We start from the raw sequence: 21,585 nt of genomic DNA on the forward strand, positions 1-21,585 counted from the left end.
CGAAGCCTACTGGAAGCGCCCCAGCCCCACGGCCACCCGCAGCCGTTCCATCAGGACATTGGCTTCGGCGCGAGCACGCTCGGCGCCCCGCTGCAGCACCTGTTCGATATGGCCGGGGTCGTTGATCAGCGCCTCATAGCGCTCGCGCGGTTCGCGCAGCTGCGCATCGAGGTACTCGAACACCTCGTTCTTGGCCTCGCCCCAGCCGATTCCCTCGGCGTAGCGGCGACGCATGTCGGCGCTCTCCTCCGCCGTGGCGAAAGCGCTGTAGATCTGGAACAGGGTGCAGGTTTCCGGGTCCTTGGGCTCGCCGGGCTCCAGCGAGTTGGTCTTGATCTTGCGCACCAGCTTCTGCAGCTTCTTGGCCGAGACGAACAGCGGGATGGTGTTGTCGTAGCTCTTCGACATCTTGCGCCCGTCGAGCCCGCGCAGCACCTCGACCTTCTCGTCGACGATCGCCTCGGGCAGGGTGAAGTAGTCGCCCTTGTAGATATGGTTGAACCGCCCCGCCATGTCGCGGGCCATCTCGATATGCTGGATCTGATCGCGCCCTACCGGCACCTTGTGGGCGTTGAACATCAGGATATCGGCGGCCATCAGTACCGGATAGCCGAACAGCCCCATGGTGACACCGCGATCCGGATCGGGGACGCCGCCCTCTTCGTTCTCCGCGACCGCCGCCTTGTAGGCGTGGGAGCGGTTCATCAACCCCTTGGCGCAGACGCAGGAGAGCAACCAGGCGAGTTCCGGGATCTCGTGGATGTCGGACTGGCGATAGAAGATCGCGTTGTCGGTGTCCAGCCCCAGCGCCAGCCAAGTGGCGGCGATCTCGAGCCGCGACTGCTGCACCCGCTGCGGGTCCTGCGCCTTGATCAGCGCATGCAGGTCGGCAAGGAAGTAGTAGGACTGGACATCGGGATTCTGGCTCTCGGCGATGGCCGGCTTGATCGCACCGACATAATTGCCCAGATGCGGCGTACCCGTGGTGGTGATACCGGTAAGAACGCGTCGCTTGCTCATGAACTCTTCGAATCGCTAGGGGAAAGTGGCAGTGCGGGCAGTTTACCCTGCCACCTCCCCCAGAGCGAACACCCGCGGGAACCTCCACAGACCGATGCCGACCGGCTACCAGCGATGAGGCGATGGGGAGCGACGCAGCGCCTTCTCGCGCCGCCGGTAGCGAGAGAAGCGCTCCGTTCGGAGGAATCGTGACAGCCACCGATGCCAGCGCCACGGGCACCGCACGCCCTGCGCCATCACATGGCGCAGGGTTTGTGCAGCGTTTCCCCCATTTATCGATCTCGCCTGTTGGCCCATGCCTCGGAGGATGCTCGACCTCAGCCCTTCAGAATCTGCTCGGTTGAAACCACTTCCAGCCCGAACGCTTCGCCGACGGCGGTGTAGGTCACCTGACCGGCATGGACGTTGAGGCCGGCGCGGAAATGCGCATCATCGGCCAGTGCCTGCTTCCAGCCCTTGTCGGCCAGCGCGATCACGAACGGCAGCGTGGCGTTGGTCAACGCCTGGGTCGAGGTTCGCGCCACCGCGCCGGGCATGTTGGCGACGCAGTAGTGCACGATCCCGTCGACCACGTAACTGGGTTCGGCATGGGTCGTCGGCTTGCTGGTCTCGAAGCAGCCGCCCTGATCGATCGCCACGTCCACCAGTACGCTGCCCGGCTTCATCTCGCCGAGCATCGCTCGGGTGATCAGCTTGGGGGCAGCCGCGCCGGGGACCAGCACGGCGCCAATGATCATGTCGGACTCGCGCACCGCGACCTCCAGCGTCTCGGTGGTCGAATAGACCGTGCGAATCCGACCCTGGTAACGATGGTCGAGCACTTCCAGCCGGGGCAGGGACTTGTCGAGTATGGTCACCTCGGCACCCAGCCCCAGCGCCATGCGCGCGGCGTTCTCGCCGACCACGCCGCCGCCGATCACCGTGACCTTGGCCGGCGCCACGCCGGGCACCCCCGGCAGCAGTATGCCGGCACCGCCTTGGGCCTTCTCCAGACTGTGGGCTCCCGCCTGGACGGCCATGCGGCCGGCGACGCGGCTCATCGGCGCCAACAGCGGCAAGCCCCCCAGGTCGTCGGTGACGGTCTCGTAGGCGATGCAGGTGGCGCCGCTGTCGATCAGGCCACGGGTGAGCGTCTCCTCCGCGGCCAGGTGCAGGTAAGTGAACAGCGTCTGCTCCGGGCGCAGCCGGGCGACCTCTTCCGCCTGCGGCTCCTTGACCTTGAGGATCAGCTCCGCGCTCGCCCATAGCGCGTCGACGTCGGCCACGATGTCGGCGCCGGCCTCGCGATAGGCATCGTCCGGATAGCCGGATCCAATCCCCGCCTCCGCCTGTACCCCGACCTGGTGGCCTCGCGCCACCAGTTCACGCACGCCGCCCGGGGTCAGGGCGACGCGATATTCATGGTTCTTGATTTCCTTGGGGACGCCGATATGCATGGTCGTTGCCTCGATCTCTGGTTGTCATTGAAGGATCGCAGGAATTACAGCACAACAGCGATAAGGACGGGATAGCGCACCAGAAAAGATGCAAATTCACTGAAATAGAGATTTTGGTAAAAAATATTCTCGAAAATACCGTCATAAAAAGCGGATCGAACCAATCAGCACTAACACCTCCTGCCGTCGTCGCGCCGACGCGAGTTCACGCCGCGTCACCACCGAGCCGGCCGACCTGCGGGGCGGCTTCATGGCGCACCGGTTGCGCCGAGTCACCACCAGGCCTGGCCCGACGGGCACCGGATCATTACACCGCGCTGACCATTTGGCGGTGGCGACAGCCCGCCAACACGCGGCATGCTAGGAACCGATACCCACGACAACGCCAACGGGATCCTCTCGCCATGAACCTCCTCGATGCATCCGCGACGACGCTGTTGATCGGTTTTCGCGACGGTCGCTTTTCGCCCGCCGACTACGTCGCCGAGCTCATTCCCCACATTCGGGCCTGGGAACCTCACATCAACGCGCTCTATGCCTACGACGAGACGACGCTGACGACCGAGGCCGCCGAAGCCACCCGGCGCTGGCGTGACGGTGCACCTCTAGGCCCCCTCGACGGCATCCCGGTCACGATCAAGGAGTTGATCGCCACCCGTGGCGTGCCGATTCCGCAGGGAACCGTGGTCACCGAACTGACGCCGGCCCGCGACGACGCCCCGCCAGCGGCACGGCTGAGGGAGGATCGAGCTTTGATCTTCGCCAAGACGACCTGCCCCGATTTCGGCATGATGTCCTCCGGCGTCTCGACCTTCCACGGCCTGACCCGCAACCCCTGGAAGCTCGACGCCAATCCCGGCGGCTCCAGTTCCGGCGCCGGCGCGGCGGCGGCCGCCGGCCTCGGGCCGCTGCATGTCGGCACCGACATTGGTGGCTCGGTGCGCCTACCGGCCGCGTGGTGCGGTCTGGTCGGGTTCAAGCCCACGCTGGGACGCATCCCCATCGACCCTTGCTATACCGGGCGTTGTGCAGGGCCGATGACCCGCACGGTCGAGGACGCCGCGCTGATGATGCAAACGCTCTCCCGCACCGATCGCCGCGATCCGACCCGCCTGCCCCCATCCCGGATCGACTGGATGGAGCTCTCGCTCGAGCTGTCGGGCCTCCGGCTTGGCGTGATGCTCGACGCCGGCTGCGGCCTGACCATCGATCCCCAGCTCCTGGCGGCCGTGGAAGCCGCCGCGGCGAAGTTCGAGCACGCCGGGGCCAAGCTGGTGCCGGTGGCACCGGTGATGACCCGCGAGATGCTCGACGGTCTCGACAACTTCTGGCGTGCACGGCAGTGGAAGTCGCTGGCGGCCTTGAGCGCTTCGCAGCACGCCCGGATCTTTCCCATGATTACCCAATGGGCGGCGCGCGGCGCCGAGTTGAGCGCGGTCGATGTCGTCCACGGCTTCGAGCAGACCTTTGCCCTGCGCCGCGCCACCGAGGCCGCGTTCGACGATGTCGACGCCATACTCTCCCCGACGACGCCGGTCTACAGCTTCCCCGCCGAGTACGGCCACCCCTCCAACGACCCGGACCATCCGTTCGAGCACCTGGGCTTCACGCTGCCCTGGAACATGGGCGAGCAGCCGGCACTGTCCCTCAACGGCGGTTTCGGTCGCGACGGCCTGCCGCTCGGCATTCAACTGATCGCGCCACGCTTCGAGGATCATCGAGTGCTGCAGCTCGCCCGTCTCTTCGAACAGTGGCGAGGACCGATTCACACCTGGCCGACACCGCCACGAAGCTGAACCGGAGGCCTGGGCACGGTATCCTCGCCAACCCCAAGATGCTGGAGTCATCTCATGAACCACCGCTTGATCCGCCCTGCCACGAGGAGAGGGAAGGCGCTGCTCGCCCTCTTCCTGCTGGTCATCCTGGCCGGGCTGTGGCCGGCCGTGCTGCTGGCCAACCACGCCGTGCTGATACTGGGTCTGCCGGCGCTGGCGGCCTGGTCCTGCCTGATCATCCTCGCATCGACCGGTGTGATGCTGCTGGCCAACCGGCTGCTGCCCCTGCCGACCTCGATCACCCAGGCAGATCCGACCATACCGGCGTCAGGAGCGGGAGAGCGTGTCGATGAGTGAACCGATTCCACTGCTGATGACGCTGGCCTACGTGGCCGTGGCGCTGTGGCTTGGGGTTCGCGCCCGCGGCAGCCATCGCATGGACAGTCTCGAGCAGTGGGGCGTCGCCGGACGCAGCATGGGGCCAGTGGTGATGTATCTGCTGATGGGTGCCGGCAGCATCAGCGCCTACACCTTCATGGGCGCGCCGGGCTGGGCCTGGAGCAAGGGCGTGCCGGTATTCTACGTCGTCATCTACCTGAGCTATCTGGCCCTGATCGCCTGGTACTGCGGCCCCCGGGTGTGGGCGTTCGGCGCCAGACTTGGCCACGTCACCCAGGCCCAGGCGGTGGCGGATCGCTTCGAGAGTCCGCTGCTCGGCGCGCTGACGTCACTGGTGATGTCGATCGGCGCCATGGCCTATGCCGTCCTCCAGACCATCGGCGCGGCCTACATCCTGGAAGTGATGAGCGGCGGCCTGCTGCCCTTCACGCTCAATATCTGGCTGGTGCTGGGGACCATCGCGATCTATCTGTTCATCAGCGGCCAGCGCGCCATCGGCGTGACCAACGCGTTTCAGGGCGGCCTGATGCTGATCGTGGCCTGGACGATCGGGCTCTGGGCGGCCCATCGGCTGACCGGCGACTGGTGGTTCGGCGGGGTGTTCGAACGCCTGCGCGAGACCCATGTCGACTTCCTGACGCTGCCGGGCGGCCTCGGCGACATGAGTTTCGCCTTCTGGACCTCGTCGATCATCGTCTCGATGTTCTCGTTCCAGCAGCCGGTCTGGCTGCAGTGGATGAGCGCCGACTCGGCCCAGAGCATCCGCCGCAGCGCCAGTTGGCTGCCGACCTACTACTTCGTCATCCTGCCGATGGTGGTGGTCGGTTTCATCGGTATCTTCAGCCTGCCCGACCTGAAGCGCGCCGACACCGTCGCCCTGCAGCTGGCATTCCAGCAGATGCCACCGGTACTGGTCGGTCTGCTCGGCGCCGGCACGCTGGCCGCCGCGATGTCCTCCAGCGAGCCCTACATCCACGGCACCGCGCTGACCTGGACCCGGGACGTGATCCGCCCGCTGTTCAAGCTTTCGGAGCGACGCACCGGCCAGCTCGCGCGCTACCTGATCTTTCCGATCATGCTGCTGATCGTCGGCCCGGTGGCCATGCTCAATCCCGGCAACCTGATCATGATCCTGCTGGTCGGGCTCGGCTTCGCCGCCCAGATGCTGCCGGCCTTCATCGGCCTGTTCGTGTGGCCGCGAGCCACCCGAACCGGGGTGCTGTGCGGGCTGTCGGCCGGGTTCATCGTGACCGTCCTGTTCACGGTAGTGTGGCCCAACCCGCTCGGCGTCCACGCCGGCGCCTGGGGCTTGATCATCAACCTGCCGCTGTTCGTCGCCGTCTCCCGGATCACGCGTCCGGCCAGCGACGCGACACTCGCGCGCTTCATGGCGATCGTCGCCCCGGGGCGGTCGACATCCCGCTCAACCGGCGAGCGCGAGACAAAACCCTCGCCCGCCAACCCATGAGCCAAAGCGCCACCGGCCCCGCGCGTCGAGACGAGCGGGGCCGGTGGCGTTCCGATTCAGCGAATTGGGGATTCAGCGATCCGCGGTGACGCACGCGCCGCCGTAGACCTCGGCGAAACACGACGGCATGCGTTTCGGCCGGCAGCTCTCCATATCGATGCAGACGAAGCGGGTATGTGCGCGCAGCAACGTGCGGGACGTTTCGACGTGGCGCAGCTGAAAGCGCCGCTCCAGCGACAGGCGACCGTCGCAACTGACGATCCAGGTCGAGAGCTGCAAGCGGTCGCCCTCGAAGGCCGGTGCCAGATAGTCCAGTTCATGACGGTGAACGACCATGCCGCGATTGAGCGCGCGATAGTCCTCCAGCGTCAGCCCCAGCGCGCGCGAGTGCGCCCAGCTGGCACGCTCGACCCAGCGCAGATACTCGGCGTTGTTGACATGGCCGTAGTGATCGATGCTCGAGCGCTCGACATCGATATCGATCACGAAAGGCGTGGGCAGGTCCCAGTCCATGCAAACCTCCTGGGTTGAATCAGACGGCGCCGCAACGGCAGCGATGGGGCTCAGCTGCGATCCGGGCGATCACGACCGCACTGCCAGCAACGGTCGAACACACCCTCGAGACGTTCCCCGCAGCCCTGGCAGCACCACTCCGGCAGGGCCGTAGCGGGGCCATCGAGAGCTTCTCGAACCAGCTTGGCCGCCTGCGCCTCGGCCGCGGCGGCCACCCAGACCTCTGCCTCGCACTGATCGGGCGGCAGCTCGCCCGCCCCACCGGCCAGGGTCATGTCGCGCAACGTGGCCGCAACGCCGGCGCTCTCGATCACATTACGAACATGACTGACCAGCAAGACATTGGCGTGACGAAAGACCCGAACCTGTTCGACGCTCATGTCACCGTCACCGGATCGTCGCGATCATCAGTTCCGGAAAACCCGCACGCCGAGCGCTTTCAGGTAAGCGGTTTCGGGAATCGACGGATGCACCGGGTGATCTCCGGCCTGGCCACCGCGATAAATGATCTGACCGTGACGATCCTGGTGGCGAACCGCGCCCCGCACGCACTCGACCAGGCGCTCCTCGAACAGGTGCATGGAGCAGGAGGCCGACATCAGCAGGCCATCGCGACCCAGCAGCCGCATCGCTTCGCGATTGAGGCGCGCGTAGGCGCGCTCGCCATTGGCGAGATCCTTGCGTTTCTTGATGAATGCCGGCGGATCGAGCACCACCACATCGAACTTCTCGCCCTCGGCGCGCAGCGCCGTCATGGCTTCGAAAACGTCACCGTGGCCGACCGAGACCTGCTCGTGGAGCCCGTTGAGGGCGGCGTTCTCGGCCACCCGGTCGAGCGCCGTCTGCGACGCATCGACACACAGGACCTCGCTGGCACCGTGCGCCGCCGCCTGGACGCCCCAGCCGCCGACGTAGCTGAACAGATCGAGCACCCGCTTGCCGGCGACCAGACCGTTGAGCCAGGCGCGGTTGGCGCGATGGTCGTAGAACCAGCCGGTCTTCTGGCCGTCCAGCACCGGCGCCACGAAACGGACACCGTTCTCCTCCAGCAGCACCTCGTCCGGCAGTTCTCCGTGAACCACCGCCACTTCGGACTCGAGCTGCTCCAGGCGACGACCACTGGAGTCGTTCTTGAACACGATCGCTCTCGGCGAGAGCACCTTGTCGAGCGCCGCGATCACCTCGTCACGCACCGTCTCCATGCCGAGGGTGTTGAGCTGGACCACGAGCACGTCGTCGAACCGGTCGACGATCAGGCCCGGCAGCAGGTCGCCCTCGCCGTGGATCAGACGATAGAACGGCTTGGCGAACAGCCGGTCGCGCAGCGCCAGCGCCTGATTGAAGCGGTGCACCAGCAGCGAGCGATCGAGCCGAACGTCGGCATCGCGGGAGACGACGCGGGCGCAGATCAGCGAGTTCGGATTGACATAGGCGACGCCCAAAGCCTTGCCGTTGGCGGCCTCGATAGTCACCTGCGCCCCCGGTTCCAGGCCCTTGAGCGGTGTGGCCTGGATATCGATCTCGTTGGAATAGAGCCACAGATGGCCCGCCTTGAGACGACGATCGGCATTCTTCTTGAGACGCAGGGTCTGGGTCACGATTGACTCCATTGGCGGGGCTCCATCGGGAAGGACAACAGCAAAAGAGATAAAAAAGCGTTTCGGGCGGCGCGATATCGAACGGAGATGCTGGCGCATTCTAACAACACCCGCGAATTCCCCAACCCTCGAACGCACATAGCGGCCAGCCACCGCGCCCGAGTTGGAAAACGAGCGAGCGGCAAGGTTCCCGCTTCATCGGCCAAGATGCCGACGGAGACGGCGAGCGATCAGGTCTGGCAGATCGCACAGTACACCGTGGCGCGCTGCCCCAGCACGACATGGCGCAGCTCCAGGCCGCAATGGCGGCAGGGTTGCCCCCCGCGCCCGTAGACGTTGAGGCGCTGCGCGAAGTAACCCGGTTCGCCGCTACCGCTGACGAAATCCCGCAGCGTCGTACCACCCTGGGTGATCGCCGCCGCCAGCACCGTCTTGATCGCGTCGACGAGACGCTCGAAACGTTCGAGCGAAACGCGCCCGGCGGCTCGGCGCGGGTCGATGCCGGCCATGAACAGCGCCTCGGTGGCGTAGATATTTCCCACGCCCACGACCACCGCGTTGTCCATGATGAAGGTTTTCACCGCGGCTCGGCGTCCTCGGGAAAGCCGGTAGAGTCGCTGGCCATCGAACGCCGGCGACAGCGGTTCCGGCCCCAGCCTCGACAGCCGGGTATCCGATTCGACGTCTCCCGCCAGCCAGTCGACGAAGCCGAAGCGGCGGGGATCGTGATAGCGCAGGATATTGCCCCCCTCGACCACCACGTCGACATGGTCGTGCTTCTTGGGCTGGTCGCCGACGCGGGCAATGCGCAGGCTTCCCGACATGCCGAGATGCCACAGCAGGGTGCGCTCCGCCAGCGGCAGCAGTAGATACTTGGCGCGCCGGGAAAGCTCGCCAAACCGGGCGCCGATCAATGTCGACTCCAGATCGCCAGGAATCGGCACGCGCAGGCTACGTTGGCGCACGATGACCTCGACGATCTCCCGTCCCTCGACGTGGGGAGCGATGCCGCGGCGGGTGGTTTCGACTTCGGGGAGCTCGGGCATGCGTCTGTTCTCGCGACTCTTTCATCACAAACGGATTCACCACAAACGAGAAAACCCGGTCGAGGACCGGGTTTTCCGTACTGTCATTCCTGCGCCAGCACTTCAGCACCAGCGGAAAGCTAGATCACTTGATCTTGGCTTCCTTGTAGATGACGTGCTTGCGAACGACCGGATCGTACTTCTTGAATTCCAGCTTGTCCGGGGTGTTACGCTTGTTCTTGGCCGTGGTGTAGAAGTGGCCGGTACCGGCACTGGACACCAACTTGATCTTGTCACGCATGTCTCGACTCCTTAAAGGCTGGCGCCACGCTTGCGAATGTCGCTGAGCACCGCATCGATGCCCTTCTTGTCGATGATGCGCATGCCCTTGGAGGACAGACGCAGCTTGACGAAACGCTTCTCGGATTCGACCCAGAAACGATGCGTGTGCAGGTTCGGGACGAAACGACGACGTGTCTTGCGCTGTGAGTGCGAGACGTTGTTACCAGTCACCGGACGCTTACCGGTAACCTGACAAACTTGGGACATGGAAGCCTCCGACCACTGGCGGGTTGGGTTGTTCGGTTTATCTCGGACATTCGGTGTCGAGATCGCTTTTCGCGACTCTTCCTGCCATCTCCGAAACGCTCGAAATGGCGGGCCGTCACCGTATGCCCCGATTCAAAGGGCGTACTTTATACCAGAGCCCCCTGCTCTTCGCAACAATCGGCGCCCTTCAAGCACCGCGTCGATCGTTGCCGATACACCGCTGGAGCGGCGACCACCCGAGAACATGGCGCGGCATGTTACCCGAATCCGATACGTCTTCCCATCCGAATCTCGAAATTGGGGCTTTTCTACAGCCATCCCCGTTCGGCGAAGGAGATCACCTCACCATCGCCGATCACGAAGTGGTCCAGAACGCGGATATCGAACAGTGCCAGCGCCTCGCGCAGTCGCTCGGTGATCCGCCGGTCGGCATCGCTGGGTTCGGCCACGCCGGAGGGGTGATTGTGGGCGAAGATCACCGCACCGGCATTGTGCGCCAGCGTTCGCCGGGCAACCTCTCGCGGGTAGACAGAGGCGCTGTCCAGCGTGCCTTCGGAGAGGATCTCGAAGCGGATCACCCGATGCTGGGTGTCCAGAAACAGCGCCGCGAATGCCTCATGGTCAAGATGACGCAGCTGCGCGCTCAGGAAAGTCCGCACCAGCGCCGGCGAGGTCAGTGCCGCCTCCCGCTCGAGGAGGCTGCCCAGATGACGACGGGACAGCTCTAGCGTGGCCTGAAGCTGCACGAATTTCGCTTCACCCAGGCCATGCTCGGCACAGAATCGCTGGCGATCCGCTTCCAGCAACTGGCGCAGCCCACCAAAACTGCTCAGCAGATCCCGCGCCAGGTCCACCGCCGAGCGCCCCTTGACCCCGACGCGCAGAAAGATCGCCAGCAACTCGGCATCGGACAGTGCCGCCGACCCCAGCATCAACAGTTTCTCCCGCGGCCGCTCCCCCTCCGGCCAATCGCGTATGCCCATCGCTGCCTGGTCTCCTTCGATGGCGAATCGTGGCCCACTGAAAGAGACATCGGCAGAACCGGCGGGAACTGTGACGGTGACCACGTTTTCCTGCGCCCAAAGTCGAATCGTCAACGCATCGAAACAACTACCATACTAGTCAGACAAGACAGTCAGCCGTGAACACCGGAGCGCCCTTGACCACGACGACCCTGCAGACACTCTGGAACGCCTCGGAAGCCGGGCACGTGCGCCAGCGGCTCTACGACGTGCTGCGCCACGCCATCATCCGGCTGGTACTGGCACCGGGCCAGGCACTGTCGGAGAAAGAGATTGCCGACACCTTCGAGGTCAGCCGCCAGCCGGTTCGCGAAGCGTTCATCCGCCTCTCCGAAGCGGGGTTGGTCGAGGTGCGTCCCCAGCGCGGCACCTTCGTGGTCAAGATTTCGCCGCAGGCCGTCTACAGCGCGCGCTTCGTGCGCGAGGCGATCGAGGTGGCGGTGGCCAAGTCGGCCGCCGAGCAAGGACTCTCCCGACGCGGGATGGACGATCTGCTGGAACTGGTCGAACGCCAGCGTCGAACCATCGACAGCGGCGATTACGAACGTTTCTACGTGCTCGACGAAGCCTTCCACCAGACCCTCTCCCGGGAAGCAGGGCATGAGTCGGCCTGGCGCTTCACCGAGGAGGTCAAGGCGCATTTCGACCGCGTCCGATACATCAGCGTGCCCGACGGCACACCGCTGGAGACGCTGGTCGACCAGCACGCCAGCATCGTCGCGGCGATCGAAGCTCGCGACCCGGAAGCCGCCGAGCGAGCCGTGCAGGCGCACCTGAGAGAGCTTTTGACCTCGCTGCCTCGCCTGATCGACCGCTTCCCCGACCTGTTCGCCACCCACTGAAGCTGCCGCCTTCCCCAGCCGGAGATTCCATGAAAATCATCGATGCACGCGTCATCGTCACCAGTCCGGGACGCAATTTCGTCACGCTCAAGCTGATCACCGAATCCGGCACTTACGGTATCGGCGACGCCACGCTCAACGGCCGCGAAATGGCGGTTGCGGCCTATCTCGGAGAGCACGTCGTGCCGGCGCTGATAGGTCGCGATGCCAGCCGCATCGAGGACACCTGGCAATACCTCTATCGCGGCGCCTATTGGCGTCGCGGCCCGGTGACCATGAGCGCGATCGGTGCCGTCGACATGGCGCTGTGGGATATCAAGGCCAAGGCCGCCGGCATGCCGCTCTACCAGTTGCTGGGCGGCAAGAGCCGCGAGCGGGTGATGACCTACGCCCACTGCACCGGCAAGGACATCGACAACTGCCTGGAGGAAGTCGCCCGTCATGTCGAGCTGGGCTACAGGGCCGTCCGTGTACAGGCCGGCGTCCCCGGCATCAAGACGATCTACGGCGTCGCCAAGCGCGAGGGCGAGCGCTACGAGCCGGCCGATTCCGAACTCCCTGCCGAGCACGTCTGGAGCACCGAGAAGTATCTCAACCACGTGCCCCAGCTGTTCGCCGCGGTACGCGAGCGCTTCGGCCACGAGCTGCACCTGCTGCATGACGTCCACCACCGGCTGACGCCCATCGAGGCCGCGCGCCTGGGCAAGGCGGTCGAGCCTTATCACCTGTTCTGGCTCGAGGATTGCGTGCCCGCCGAAAACCAGGAGAGCCTGCGCCTGATCCGCGAACACACCACCACGCCCCTGGCGATCGGCGAGGTGTTCAACTCGATCCACGACTGCCGCGAGATGATCCAGAACCAGTGGATCGACTACATCCGCACCCCGCTGACTCACGGCGGCGGGATCACCCAGTTGCGTCGGATCGCCGACCTGGCCTCGCTCTATCACGTGCGCACCGGCTTCCATGGCCCCACCGACCTGTCGCCGGTGTGTCTCGGCGCCGCGATCCACTTCGATACCTGGGTACCCAACTTCGGCATTCAGGAGCACATGCCCCACGACCCGCTGACCGACAGCGTCTTCCCCCACGACTATCGCTTCGAGGATGGCCACTTCCTGGTCGGCGAAACGCCGGGGCATGGCGTCGACATCGACGAGGAAGCCGCGGCTCGCTATCCGTTCAAGCGTGCCAGCCTGCCGGTCAACCGGCTCGAGGACGGCACCCTGTGGCACTGGTGAACCAGACACCTGTGAGCCCGGGTCAGAGCGATCGCGACACAGTCAGGAGCGTCATCGATGCAAGCCTTTGAAGTCAGTGCCCCACATGCCTTCGCCATCGGCGATCGGCCCGCACCGAGTGCGGCCCCGGGCGAAGTGATCGTCGACGTCGCCTACGCCGGCATCTGCGGCTCGGACATGCACATCATCCACGGCGACAACGCCTTCGTGCAGTTCCCGCGGATCACCGGCCATGAGTTCGCCGGCGTCATCTGCGCCGTGGGCGATGGCGTCGACCCCGCCCGTGTCGGCGACCGTGTCTGTATCGACCCGGTCGTCAGCTGCGGCCGGTGCTATCCCTGCCGGATCGGTCGACCCAACGTCTGCAGCGCCATGCAGGTGATCGGCGTTCACAGAAACGGCGGCTTTGCCGAACGGGTCAGCGTGCCGGCGGCCAACGCCCACCGTATTCCCGACGATCTCGATCTCGATGCCGCCGCCCTGGTCGAGCCCTATTCGATCGCCGCCAACGTGCTTTCGCGGATGGACCCTCGGCCCGGCGACCGCCTGCTGGTGATCGGTGCCGGCGTGATCGGCCTGACCGTGCTGCAGATGGCCCGCGCCCTGGGCCTGGAGCAGGTGATCGTCACCGACATCCTCGACGAACGCCTCGCCACGGCCCGCGAACTGGGTGCCAGTCACACCATCAACGGACGCAGCGAAGATCTCGAACAGGCCGTGCTGGCCGCCACCGACGGCGAAGGCATTCCGCTGATCGCCGATGCCGCCTGCGTACCGGCCTTGCTGCCCACCATGCTGCGCATGGCCTGTCCCGCCGGGCGCATCGGCCTGCTGGGCTTCAGTCCGACGCCCAGCGAGCTGATTCAGCTGGAGGTAATCAAGAAGGAGCTGACACTGGTCGGCTCCCGCCTGAGCAACCGCAAATTCCCGGAGGTGGTCGAGCATATCGCCACGGGTCGTCTCGCTCCCAAGGCGCTGATCAGCCATCGCGTCCCCCTGACCGAGATGCCCGGCGCCATCGATCTGCTCGAGAACCATCCGGAACAGGCGCGCAAGGTGCTGGTGAAAATCTCGCCTTGAACGTCCGCTCGAGTCCGCCACCCATGCCGGAACAGACCCGGAACAGCGCTGGCCCGGACGACAACACCGACGCGTATCGACGCGACAGGAGACTCACGCCATGTTGACAACGACAACCCTCAAGCATCTGCTGGCCGGCGCGGCCCTCGGGGCCACGCTACTGGGCAGCCAAGCGGCGATGGCTGCGGATTACACGCTGAAGTTCGGCCATCTGGCCAACGAGCAGAACATCTGGAACAAGGCCGCACTGAAGTTCAAGGAGCTGGTGGAAGCCAACTCCGACGGCCGGATCGAGGTCCAGGTGTTTCCCAACGAGCAGCTCGGCAGCGAAATGGATGTGATCAACAGCATCCAGCTCGGCACCGCCGACATGACCATCACCGGCGAGAGTCTGCAGAACTGGGCGCCCAAGGCGGCGATGATGGCCGTGCCCTACCTGTTCCGTGACGCCGACCAGATGCGCAAGGCCGTGGAGGGCGACGTCGGCCAGCAGATCGAGGCGCAGATCACCGAGCGCACCGGCCTGGTACCGCTGGCCTGGTTCGAGCGCGGTCCCCGCGAACTCACTTCCAATCGTCCGATCAAGACCCCGGACGACCTCGACGGCCTGCGCATTCGCGTACCCAACGTGCCGCTGTTCGTCGACACCTGGGAAGCGCTGGGCGCCCGCCCGACCCCGATGGCGTTCAGCGAAGTCTTCACCTCGCTGCAGCAGAACACCATCGAGGCCCAGGAGAACCCGCTCAGCCTGATCGAAAGCGCCAGCTTCAACGAGGTGCAGAAGTACGTCGACATGACCGACCACGTGCGTAGCTGGATCTACGTGGTGATCGGCAAGCAGAAGCTCGAGTCGATGCCGGACGACCTGCAGACCGTGGTGAAAGATGCCGCCAGCGAGATGCAGTCCTACGAGGAGACGCTGTTCGTCGAGGATCAGAAGCGTCTCGAACAGGCGCTCAAGGACAAGGGCATGACGTTCGTCGAGGTGGATCAGGCGGCCTTCGCCAAGAAAGCCGAGCCTGCCGTGCTCGACGCCCTGAACGACGAACAGAAGGCGCTCTACAAGGCCATCCAGGCGCTGTAATCCCCTGCGGGTTACGAGCCCATGTACTCGGGGGTAGCGCGCTCGCCGCCCCCGCTTCTCATCTCGTCGGGAGACCGCCATGTCGCAACCACAGACGGAGATTCACCAGGAGATTCAGGAAAACCTCGAGACACTGACCCGCGTTCCGCGACTGGGCGGCCCCATCGGCCGGCTGGCCAACGCCCTCGACCGCGTTCTGCTGACACTGGCCGTCATCGCGCTGGTGGGCCTGTCGCTGACCGTGCTGCTGCAGGTCGCCTCGCGTCTGTTCCTGCCCATCACGCTCTCCTGGACCGAAGAACTGACCCGCTACCTTTTCATCTACATGGTGGCGATGGGTGCCGGCGTGGTGCAGCACCGTCATCGCCACGTCAACGTAGAGCTGTTCCACGGCTGGCTCGGTTTCCGTGGTCGGGCTGCCTACCTGGCGCTGGTCTCGGCAATCACGTTCGCCTTCACGCTGGTGGTGCTGCCCAACGCCTGGCAGTTCGCCCAGATCGGTGCGTTTCAGACCTCGCCAACGCTGCGCATCCCCATGCTCTACATCTTTTTCTCATCGGTGGTGCTGTTCGCCACGCTGCTGCTCTACAGCCTGATCGGTCTCGCCGAGGGCATCATCGCCATGGTTCGTGGTGAACGCCAGGAGGCGCTCTGATGGAAATCGCCGTTCTCTTCACCACCTTTCTGATCCTGCTGCTGATCGGTCTGCCGATCGCCTTCTGTCTCGGCGTGTCGTCACTCGCCTACCTGATGCTTGGCGGTATCTCGTTGACCATCGTGCCGCAGCGCATGTTTTCCGGCATCGACTCCTTCGTGCTGCTCTGCATTCCCGGCTTCGTGATGGCCGGCAACCTGATGAACGTGGGCAATATCACCCAGCATATCGTGCGCTTCTCCAACGCCCTGGTTGGCCACATTCGCGGCGGCCTGGGCCTGGCCAACGTCGGCGGTTCGATGATCTTCAGCGGCATCTCCGGCACGGCGGTGGCGGATGCCGCCAGCATCGGTTCGGTAATGATTCCAGGCATGTCCAAGGCCGGCTACGACAAGCCGTTCGCCGCCGCCATCACGGCCGCTTCATCCACCATCGGCCCGATCATTCCGCCCAGCGTGCCGATGATCATCGTCGGTTCGCTCTCCGGCATCTCCGTCGGCCGCATGTTCCTCGCCGGGGCGCTGCCCGGCCTGCTGCTGGGCGTGGCGATGATGATCACCGCCTACTGGCTGGCGGTGCGACGCGGCTACCCCAAGGAGAAGCGCGCCACCTTCAGGGAGTTGATCAAGGAAGGCCGCAGCGCGTTCTGGGCGCTGCTGATGACCTTCATCATCCTCTACGGCATCATCGGCGGCCTGTTCACCCCGACCGAAGCGTCGATCGTCGCCAGTCTCTACGCACTGCTGGTGGGCACTTTCGTCTACAAGGGTATCAACTGGCGCAATCTGGGTGGGATCCTGTCCGACACCGTCATCACCTCGGCCTCGCTGATGCTGCTCGTCGGCCTGGCCAACCTGTTCGGCTGGATCCTGACCAGCCAGCAGATCCCCCAGCTGCTCGCCGATGCGATTCTCGGCATCAGCAGCAACCCGATCGTGGTCATCCTGATCCTCAACCTGATCCTGCTGTTCGTCGGCGCCTTCATGGAGACCATTGCCGCGCTGATCATCCTGTTCCCGGCCCTGCTTGGCGTGGCGACGGGGGTCGGCATGGACCCGATCCACTTCGGCGTGATGGCGGTACTGAACCTGATGATCGGCCTGACCACGCCACCGGTGGGCGTCTGCCTGTTCGTGGTCTCGAGCATCGGCAAGCTGCCCATGCTGCGGGTGGCGAAAGCCATCGTGCCGTTCCTGATCTGCAACCTGATCGTGCTGATGCTGGTTTCGTTCGTGCCGGCGCTGTCACTGTGGCTGCCCAACCTGCTGATGGGGAAATAGCCTCATGACCGCAGCCGACATCAACATCGAGCGTAAGCCGAGCCGGCGGCCCCCGAGCGGGATCGGCATCGTCCACCTGGGCCTGGGCGCCTTTCACCGCGCCCATCAGGCGGTCTGCGTGCAGCGATATCTCGATCGGGACGGTGCGGACGACTGGGGCATCTGCAGCGCCAATATCCGCGCCAATCGCACCTTGGTCGATCAACTGCGCGACGGCGACTGCCGCTATCACGTGGCCGAATTCAGCGACAGCGAGCATGTCACGCTGCGAGAAGTCACCGCCATCCGTGAAGCGCTCTACGCAGGCCCGGACGGCCCGGACCGGGAGGCGCTGCTGGCGCGGATGAGCGATCCCGCCGTGCGCATCGTCACCCTCACGGTGACCGAAAAGGGCTACTTCCTCAGCCCGGCCAGCGGCGAGTTGCTGACCGACGCGCCACCGATCGCCCACGACATCGCCCATCCCGAATCGCCGGATACCGCACCGGGCATGCTGTTGGAGGCACTGGCGCGACGCCGCTCGGCAGGCATCCCACCGTTCGCCGTGCTCTGTTGCGACAACATGCCCCATAACGGCCGGCGCACGCGGCGTGCGGTGGTCTCGCTGGCGCGGCATAGAGATGGCGAACTGGCAGAATGGATCGACGCCAGTGTCGCCTTCCCCTCGAGCATGGTGGATCGCATCGTGCCGGCGATGACCGACGCGGACCGGACGCGCCTGGCCGGACTGGGTATCGACGACCCTGCCGCCGTGGTGTGCGAGACCTTCAGCCAGTGGGTGGTCGAGGATGACTTCCCGCTGGGCCGACCGGACTGGGAAGCCGATGGCGTCGAGATGGTCGCCAACGTCGCGCCGTTCGAAACCATGAAGCTGCGGCTGCTCAACGGCGCCCACTCGCTGCTCGCCTATCTCGGCGCGCTGGCCGGCATCGAGACGGTCGATGCCGCCGTTGCGCGCCCGGCGTTTCGCGGGTTGCTCCGGCACTACTGGCAGCAGGAAGCGATCCCGACACTCTCACTGCCGGCGGGGAGTGATGTCGCTGCCTACACCGACAGCCTGCTGGCCCGCTTCGCCAACGATAGCCTGCGCCACCGCCTGCAGCAGATCGCCATGGACGGTTCGCAGAAGCTGCCCCAGCGCTGGCTGGCCGGTGGTGTCGAACGAATGACTGCCGGCGACGAGATCAGTGCGACCGCGCTGGGCGTGGCCGGCTGGATTCGCTATACCGCGGGCACCGATCTCAACGGCCAGCCGCATCCGGTGGACGACCCCATGGCAGAGACGTTCGCGACGCTCCACCGTCGTCACGGCGACGACCCCGCCGCGCTGACCGACGCCTTTCTCGCCCTCGATGCCGTGTTTCCCGTGGCGATGCGCGACGACCGGCCGTTCTCCCGGCAGATCCTCGCGGCACTGGCGCGACTGGAAAACGACGGCGTGGAGTCCGCCATTGCCGCCTTGACCCTCAACGCTTCTGATCGGGACGCTTGATCATGGAACATACCTGGCGCTGGTTCGGCCCGGCCGACCCCATCACCCTCGGCGAGATTCGCCAAGCCGGCGCGACCGGCATCGTCACCGCACTGCATGACATTCCTAATGGCGAGGTGTGGCCGGTGGACGCGATCGCCGCGCGCAAGCGAACGATCGAAGCCGCCGGTCTGACCTGGTCGGTGGTGGAGAGCGTGCCGGTTCATGAAGCGATCAAGCAGGGACTGCCGGAAGCCGAGCGCTATATCGAGAGTTATCGCCGGACGCTGGCCAATCTCGGCCAGGGCGGTATCGATGTGGTCTGCTACAACTTCATGCCGATCCTCGACTGGACCCGCACCGACCTCGCCTGGCCGTTGCCGCACGGCGGAACCGCGCTGCGTTTCGACCAGACGGCCTTCGCGGCCTTCGATCTGTTTCTGCTCGAGCGCGAGGGTGCACACGCGGATTACGGCGACGCCGAGCGGGAAGCGGCCAGAGCCTACCTCGACACGCTCGATGCCGCGGCACGAACGCGCCTGATCGATACCGTCATCGCCGGGCTGCCCGGCACCGAGGAGCACTACACCCTCGAAGACTTTCGCCACGCCCTTGCCGCCTACCGTGGCATAGACGCCGAACGCTTGCGCGCCAATCTGGCAGCGTTTCTACGCGCCATCGTGCCCGCGGCAGAGCAAGCCGGGGTGCGCCTGGCGATTCATCCGGACGATCCGCCCCGGGAACTGCTGGGACTGCCGCGCGTCGTCTCCACCGCCGAGGACGCCCAGTTCGTGCTCGACAGCGCGCCCAGCACCGCCAACGGCCTGACCTTCTGCACCGGCTCCTACGGCGTTCGCGAGGAGAACGATCTCGTCGCCATGGCGGAACGCTTCGCGCCTTACATCCACTTCGTGCATCTGCGCGCTACCCGGCGCGAAGCCGACCCGCTCAGTTTCCACGAGGCCGAGCACCTGGACGGCGATGTCGACATGGTCGGGGTGATCGTCGAGCTGGTTCGCGAACAGCGTCGGCGCCAGCGTGACGGCGGTCCACGTCTGCCCATGCGCCCCGATCACGGCCACCACCTGCTCGACGATCTCCACCGCGACACCCGCCCCGGCTACCCGCTGATCGGCCGGCTCAAGGGGCTGGCCGAACTGCGCGGGGTGGAACTTGCGGTAGCGCGGCTCTTTTGATGGTCCGGTGCATCTCCTTCGCGCCTTTCCACGTAAGCTCCTCAGTACGGCAGACTCGTACGACCACCATTCACGCAACAGCGCGGGGTTCATGAACCATGCCGATCAAGACATCACCGGTCCCTCCCACGGTTCGAATATTGCCAACCCTCTGGCTGGCGACCACGCTGGCGGCGCTCGCCTTCGCGGCCACGGCAACCGCCGCCGAGGGCGAGCGACTCAGCGGCGACGAGATCCAGCAGCAGGTCTGGGGGCATCGCGTTCAGGGCGCCATGGCTAGCGGCCAGCAGTACGACGAAGTCTATCGCCAGGACGGCAAGATCGAGGGCGATGGATACACCGGCCAGGCCACGATCGTCGACGATCGCATGTGCTTCGACTACGGCGATGGTCAACCGACCTGCTACGGCGTCCGCCAGGACAGTGACGAGAGCATCGAGTGGCTTGACGGCGACGAGGTCGTCGGTGAAGGCGAGCTCAGCAACGCCGAGTGATCGCCACGGGCGGCCGCTGCAACGGCGGTCGCCACTTCCAGCGCACCATTACGCAACCCGCGACCGCAGTGGTATGGTAACGACCGAACCATCAGGACAGATCCCATGTCGCTACCGATTGGTCCGGGATTGGCCGGAACCCGCATCTTGCTCGGCATCAGCGCCGGCATCGCCGCCTACAAGAGCGCCCATCTCGCCCGCTTGTTGAAGAAGACGGGGGCCGAAGTTCGCGTGGTCATGACCGAAGGCGCGCAGGCTTTCATCACCCCGCTGACGCTGCAGGCGCTGACCGGCGAGCCGGTGCGGACATCGCTGCTGGATCCGGAAGCCGAAGCCGGCATGGGCCACATCGAGCTGGCGAAATGGGCGGATATCATCCTGATCGCCCCCGCCACCGCCGACCTGATGGCGCGGCTGGCCCACGGTCACGCCGACGACCTGCTGACCACCCTCTGTCTCGCCACCGAAGCCCGCTGCCTGATGGCGCCGGCCATGAACCAGGCGATGTGGCGTCATCCGGCCACCCTGGCCAATGCCGACCGGCTGCAGCAGCTGGGCTGGGCGCTGCTGGGCCCCGACGCCGGCGACCAGGCCTGTGGCGACGTCGGCCTCGGCCGCATGCTCGAGCCGGAGACCATTCTCGCCCGGCTGCTGGGCGAGCTAGAACCGGGCCAGGAAGCGGCGTCACGGGTGATGCCCGTGCACCGGGATCTGGACGGAAAGCGCGTGGTCATCACCGCTGGACCCACCCGCGAAGCCCTGGACCCGGTGCGTTATCTCTCCAACCACAGCTCCGGCAAGATGGGCTACGCCCTGGCCGCGGCCTGCGCCGAGCGTGGCGCCAGCGTCACGCTGGTCAGCGGCCCGGTGACGCTCTCGACGCCGCCCGGTGTCGAACGGATCGACGTGATCTCGGCGGTGGAGATGCTGACTGCGGTCGAATCCCGCATGCCGTGCGATCTGTTCATCGGCTGTGCCGCGGTGGCCGACTACCGCGCCGCCGCCGTCAGCGAACACAAGTTGAAGAAGACGGAAGACGCCGACGGGCTGACCCTCGAGCTGGTGCGCAATCCGGATATCGTCGCCACGATCGCGGCGCGGGCGGACCGACCGTTCACGGTCGGCTTTGCCGCCGAGACCCAGTCGTTGGAGACACACGCCGGCAGCAAGCTCGAACGCAAGCGCCTGGACCTGATCGTCGCCAACGATGTCTCCCTCGAGGGGGTCGGCTTCGGCGGCGACGACAATGCCGCCACGCTGCTGTGGCGGGAGCGGGAGCGGACCCGGCGCCACGCCTTGCCGCGTCAGCCCAAGACAGCACTGGCCAACGCCATCGTCGATCACATCGCCGATCGTCTGCGCTAACGCATCCGGTCCGCCTCCCAGCGGTGGTAAGCTGGGCGGCCTGCTCGTCATCTCACTTCATGCACCCTCAGG

22 protein-coding genes are annotated in these 21,585 nt (G+C 65.6%); 13 read left to right on the forward strand and 9 right to left on the reverse strand.

All coding sequences use genetic code 11. The features are described from left to right. Positions 1–6: 6 nt before the first annotated feature. Positions 7–1,020, reverse strand: a complete 1,014-nt coding sequence (locus tag DOM56_RS04690; RefSeq protein WP_110602200.1) for a tryptophan--tRNA ligase — start codon at positions 1,018–1,020, stop codon at positions 7–9. 317 nt (positions 1,021–1,337) lie between these two features. Then, positions 1,338–2,456 carry an alanine dehydrogenase gene (gene ald, locus DOM56_RS04695; protein WP_110707755.1) on the reverse strand — a complete coding sequence of 373 codons (1,119 nt, stop codon included), beginning with the start codon at positions 2,454–2,456 and terminating at the stop codon, positions 1,338–1,340. 404 nt (positions 2,457–2,860) lie between these two features. Between ald and DOM56_RS04700 the strand changes: the two genes are divergently transcribed. Genes DOM56_RS04700 through DOM56_RS04710 form a run of 3 tightly spaced genes read left to right on the forward strand, consistent with a single transcriptional unit; the run spans position 2,861 to position 6,098 of the window. Then, positions 2,861–4,252 (forward strand): amidase, encoded by a 1,392-nt coding sequence (locus tag DOM56_RS04700; RefSeq protein WP_110707756.1) that lies wholly within the window; start codon positions 2,861–2,863, stop codon positions 4,250–4,252. 54 nt (positions 4,253–4,306) lie between these two features. Then, positions 4,307–4,588, forward strand: a complete 282-nt coding sequence (locus DOM56_RS04705; protein ID WP_110707757.1) for a hypothetical protein — start codon at positions 4,307–4,309, stop codon at positions 4,586–4,588. Continuing rightward, positions 4,581–6,098 carry a sodium:solute symporter family protein gene (locus tag DOM56_RS04710; protein ID WP_110707758.1) on the forward strand — a complete coding sequence of 506 codons (1,518 nt, stop codon included), beginning with the start codon at positions 4,581–4,583 and terminating at the stop codon, positions 6,096–6,098. Before DOM56_RS04705 ends, DOM56_RS04710 begins: the two co-directional genes overlap by 8 nt. Positions 6,099–6,170: 72 nt before the next feature. Here DOM56_RS04710 and DOM56_RS04715 read toward each other — a convergent pair whose 3' ends face one another. From DOM56_RS04715 to radC, 7 genes are all read right to left on the reverse strand, one after another. After that, entirely contained in the window at positions 6,171–6,611 is a 441-nt protein-coding gene (locus DOM56_RS04715; protein WP_110707759.1) for a thioesterase family protein, read from the reverse strand. A 50-nt stretch (positions 6,612–6,661) separates the two neighbouring features. Beyond that, entirely contained in the window at positions 6,662–6,991 is a 330-nt protein-coding gene (locus DOM56_RS04720; RefSeq protein ID WP_110707760.1) for a DUF2007 domain-containing protein, read from the reverse strand. Between the two features lie 27 nt (positions 6,992–7,018). Continuing rightward, positions 7,019–8,212: a class I SAM-dependent rRNA methyltransferase gene (locus tag DOM56_RS04725; RefSeq protein ID WP_342596570.1), complete on the reverse strand. Its 1,194-nt coding sequence runs from the start codon at positions 8,210–8,212 to the stop codon at positions 7,019–7,021. A 227-nt stretch (positions 8,213–8,439) separates the two neighbouring features. Continuing rightward, complete coding sequence (mutM, locus tag DOM56_RS04730) at positions 8,440–9,255, reverse strand: bifunctional DNA-formamidopyrimidine glycosylase/DNA-(apurinic or apyrimidinic site) lyase (protein WP_110707761.1); 816 nt, start codon at positions 9,253–9,255, stop codon at positions 8,440–8,442. 124 nt (positions 9,256–9,379) lie between these two features. Next, the gene (gene rpmG, locus DOM56_RS04735) at positions 9,380–9,535 is read right to left on the reverse strand and encodes a 50S ribosomal protein L33 (protein ID WP_035472447.1); all 156 of its coding nucleotides are present in this window, start codon (positions 9,533–9,535) and stop codon (positions 9,380–9,382) included. An 11-nt stretch (positions 9,536–9,546) separates the two neighbouring features. After that, positions 9,547–9,783 (reverse strand): 50S ribosomal protein L28, encoded by a 237-nt coding sequence (rpmB, locus tag DOM56_RS04740; RefSeq protein ID WP_110602189.1) that lies wholly within the window; start codon positions 9,781–9,783, stop codon positions 9,547–9,549. Between the two features lie 308 nt (positions 9,784–10,091). Next, the gene (radC, locus tag DOM56_RS04745; RefSeq protein ID WP_110707762.1) at positions 10,092–10,766 is read right to left on the reverse strand and encodes a DNA repair protein RadC; all 675 of its coding nucleotides are present in this window, start codon (positions 10,764–10,766) and stop codon (positions 10,092–10,094) included. Between the two features lie 176 nt (positions 10,767–10,942). Here radC and DOM56_RS04750 point away from each other — a divergent pair, with 176 nt between their 5' ends. The 10 genes from DOM56_RS04750 (at position 10,943) to coaBC (ending at position 21,513) form a co-directional block, all read left to right on the forward strand. Next, positions 10,943–11,647: a GntR family transcriptional regulator gene (locus DOM56_RS04750; RefSeq protein ID WP_110707763.1), complete on the forward strand. Its 705-nt coding sequence runs from the start codon at positions 10,943–10,945 to the stop codon at positions 11,645–11,647. A gap of 29 nt (positions 11,648–11,676) precedes the next feature. Beyond that, the gene (manD, locus tag DOM56_RS04755; RefSeq protein ID WP_110707764.1) at positions 11,677–12,888 is read left to right on the forward strand and encodes a D-mannonate dehydratase ManD; all 1,212 of its coding nucleotides are present in this window, start codon (positions 11,677–11,679) and stop codon (positions 12,886–12,888) included. Positions 12,889–12,945: 57 nt separating this feature from the next. After that, the gene (locus DOM56_RS04760) at positions 12,946–13,968 is read left to right on the forward strand and encodes a Zn-dependent oxidoreductase (RefSeq protein WP_110707765.1); all 1,023 of its coding nucleotides are present in this window, start codon (positions 12,946–12,948) and stop codon (positions 13,966–13,968) included. Positions 13,969–14,068: 100 nt separating this feature from the next. Continuing rightward, positions 14,069–15,052, forward strand: a complete 984-nt coding sequence (locus tag DOM56_RS04765) for a TRAP transporter substrate-binding protein (protein ID WP_110707766.1) — start codon at positions 14,069–14,071, stop codon at positions 15,050–15,052. 79 nt (positions 15,053–15,131) lie between these two features. Beyond that, the gene (locus DOM56_RS04770; RefSeq protein ID WP_110707767.1) at positions 15,132–15,707 is read left to right on the forward strand and encodes a TRAP transporter small permease; all 576 of its coding nucleotides are present in this window, start codon (positions 15,132–15,134) and stop codon (positions 15,705–15,707) included. Next, positions 15,707–16,987, forward strand: coding sequence for a TRAP transporter large permease (locus tag DOM56_RS04775; protein WP_110707768.1), 1,281 nt, complete (start codon positions 15,707–15,709; stop codon positions 16,985–16,987). The genes DOM56_RS04770 and DOM56_RS04775 overlap by 1 nt, the downstream gene beginning before the upstream one ends. A 4-nt stretch (positions 16,988–16,991) precedes the next feature. Continuing rightward, the gene (locus DOM56_RS04780; protein WP_110707769.1) at positions 16,992–18,479 is read left to right on the forward strand and encodes a mannitol dehydrogenase family protein; all 1,488 of its coding nucleotides are present in this window, start codon (positions 16,992–16,994) and stop codon (positions 18,477–18,479) included. Between the two features lie 2 nt (positions 18,480–18,481). Next, positions 18,482–19,654 (forward strand): mannonate dehydratase, encoded by a 1,173-nt coding sequence (gene uxuA, locus DOM56_RS04785; protein ID WP_110707770.1) that lies wholly within the window; start codon positions 18,482–18,484, stop codon positions 19,652–19,654. 140 nt (positions 19,655–19,794) lie between these two features. Further along, positions 19,795–20,148, forward strand: coding sequence for a hypothetical protein (locus DOM56_RS04790; RefSeq protein ID WP_157958167.1), 354 nt, complete (start codon positions 19,795–19,797; stop codon positions 20,146–20,148). A gap of 105 nt (positions 20,149–20,253) precedes the next feature. After that, on the forward strand, positions 20,254–21,513 hold the full coding sequence (gene coaBC / locus DOM56_RS04795) for a bifunctional phosphopantothenoylcysteine decarboxylase/phosphopantothenate--cysteine ligase CoaBC (protein ID WP_110707772.1): 1,260 nt from the start codon (positions 20,254–20,256) through the stop codon (positions 21,511–21,513). The last annotated feature ends 72 nt before the right edge of the window (positions 21,514–21,585 follow it).

Source organism: Salinicola sp. CR57 (assembly GCF_003206585.1).
Lineage (GTDB): Bacteria > Pseudomonadota > Gammaproteobacteria > Pseudomonadales > Halomonadaceae > Salinicola > Salinicola lusitanus.

Excerpts from the sequence above, each read along its gene's own strand:
- DOM56_RS04710 (WP_110707758.1), top strand. The coding sequence starts at position 4,581 with ATGAGTGAACCGATTCCACTGCTGATGACGCTGGCCTACGTGGCCGTG.
- DOM56_RS04705 (WP_110707757.1), top strand. The coding sequence starts at position 4,307 with ATGAACCACCGCTTGATCCGCCCTGCCACGAGGAGAGGGAAGGCGCTG.
- DOM56_RS04780 (WP_110707769.1), top strand. The coding sequence starts at position 16,992 with ATGACCGCAGCCGACATCAACATCGAGCGTAAGCCGAGCCGGCGGCCC.
- DOM56_RS04690 (WP_110602200.1), bottom strand. The coding sequence starts at position 1,020 with ATGAGCAAGCGACGCGTTCTTACCGGTATCACCACCACGGGTACGCCG.
- DOM56_RS04700 (WP_110707756.1), top strand. The coding sequence starts at position 2,861 with ATGAACCTCCTCGATGCATCCGCGACGACGCTGTTGATCGGTTTTCGC.
- coaBC (WP_110707772.1), top strand. The coding sequence starts at position 20,254 with ATGTCGCTACCGATTGGTCCGGGATTGGCCGGAACCCGCATCTTGCTC.
- uxuA (WP_110707770.1), top strand. The coding sequence starts at position 18,482 with ATGGAACATACCTGGCGCTGGTTCGGCCCGGCCGACCCCATCACCCTC.
- rpmB (WP_110602189.1), bottom strand. The coding sequence starts at position 9,783 with ATGTCCCAAGTTTGTCAGGTTACCGGTAAGCGTCCGGTGACTGGTAAC.
- DOM56_RS04760 (WP_110707765.1), top strand. The coding sequence starts at position 12,946 with ATGCAAGCCTTTGAAGTCAGTGCCCCACATGCCTTCGCCATCGGCGAT.
- DOM56_RS04715 (WP_110707759.1), bottom strand. The coding sequence starts at position 6,611 with ATGGACTGGGACCTGCCCACGCCTTTCGTGATCGATATCGATGTCGAG.
- radC (WP_110707762.1), bottom strand. The coding sequence starts at position 10,766 with ATGGGCATACGCGATTGGCCGGAGGGGGAGCGGCCGCGGGAGAAACTG.
- rpmG (WP_035472447.1), bottom strand. The coding sequence starts at position 9,535 with ATGCGTGACAAGATCAAGTTGGTGTCCAGTGCCGGTACCGGCCACTTC.
- ald (WP_110707755.1), bottom strand. The coding sequence starts at position 2,456 with ATGCATATCGGCGTCCCCAAGGAAATCAAGAACCATGAATATCGCGTC.
- DOM56_RS04770 (WP_110707767.1), top strand. The coding sequence starts at position 15,132 with ATGTCGCAACCACAGACGGAGATTCACCAGGAGATTCAGGAAAACCTC.
- DOM56_RS04775 (WP_110707768.1), top strand. The coding sequence starts at position 15,707 with ATGGAAATCGCCGTTCTCTTCACCACCTTTCTGATCCTGCTGCTGATC.
- DOM56_RS04765 (WP_110707766.1), top strand. The coding sequence starts at position 14,069 with ATGTTGACAACGACAACCCTCAAGCATCTGCTGGCCGGCGCGGCCCTC.
- mutM (WP_110707761.1), bottom strand. The coding sequence starts at position 9,255 with ATGCCCGAGCTCCCCGAAGTCGAAACCACCCGCCGCGGCATCGCTCCC.
- DOM56_RS04720 (WP_110707760.1), bottom strand. The coding sequence starts at position 6,991 with ATGAGCGTCGAACAGGTTCGGGTCTTTCGTCACGCCAATGTCTTGCTG.
- manD (WP_110707764.1), top strand. The coding sequence starts at position 11,677 with ATGAAAATCATCGATGCACGCGTCATCGTCACCAGTCCGGGACGCAAT.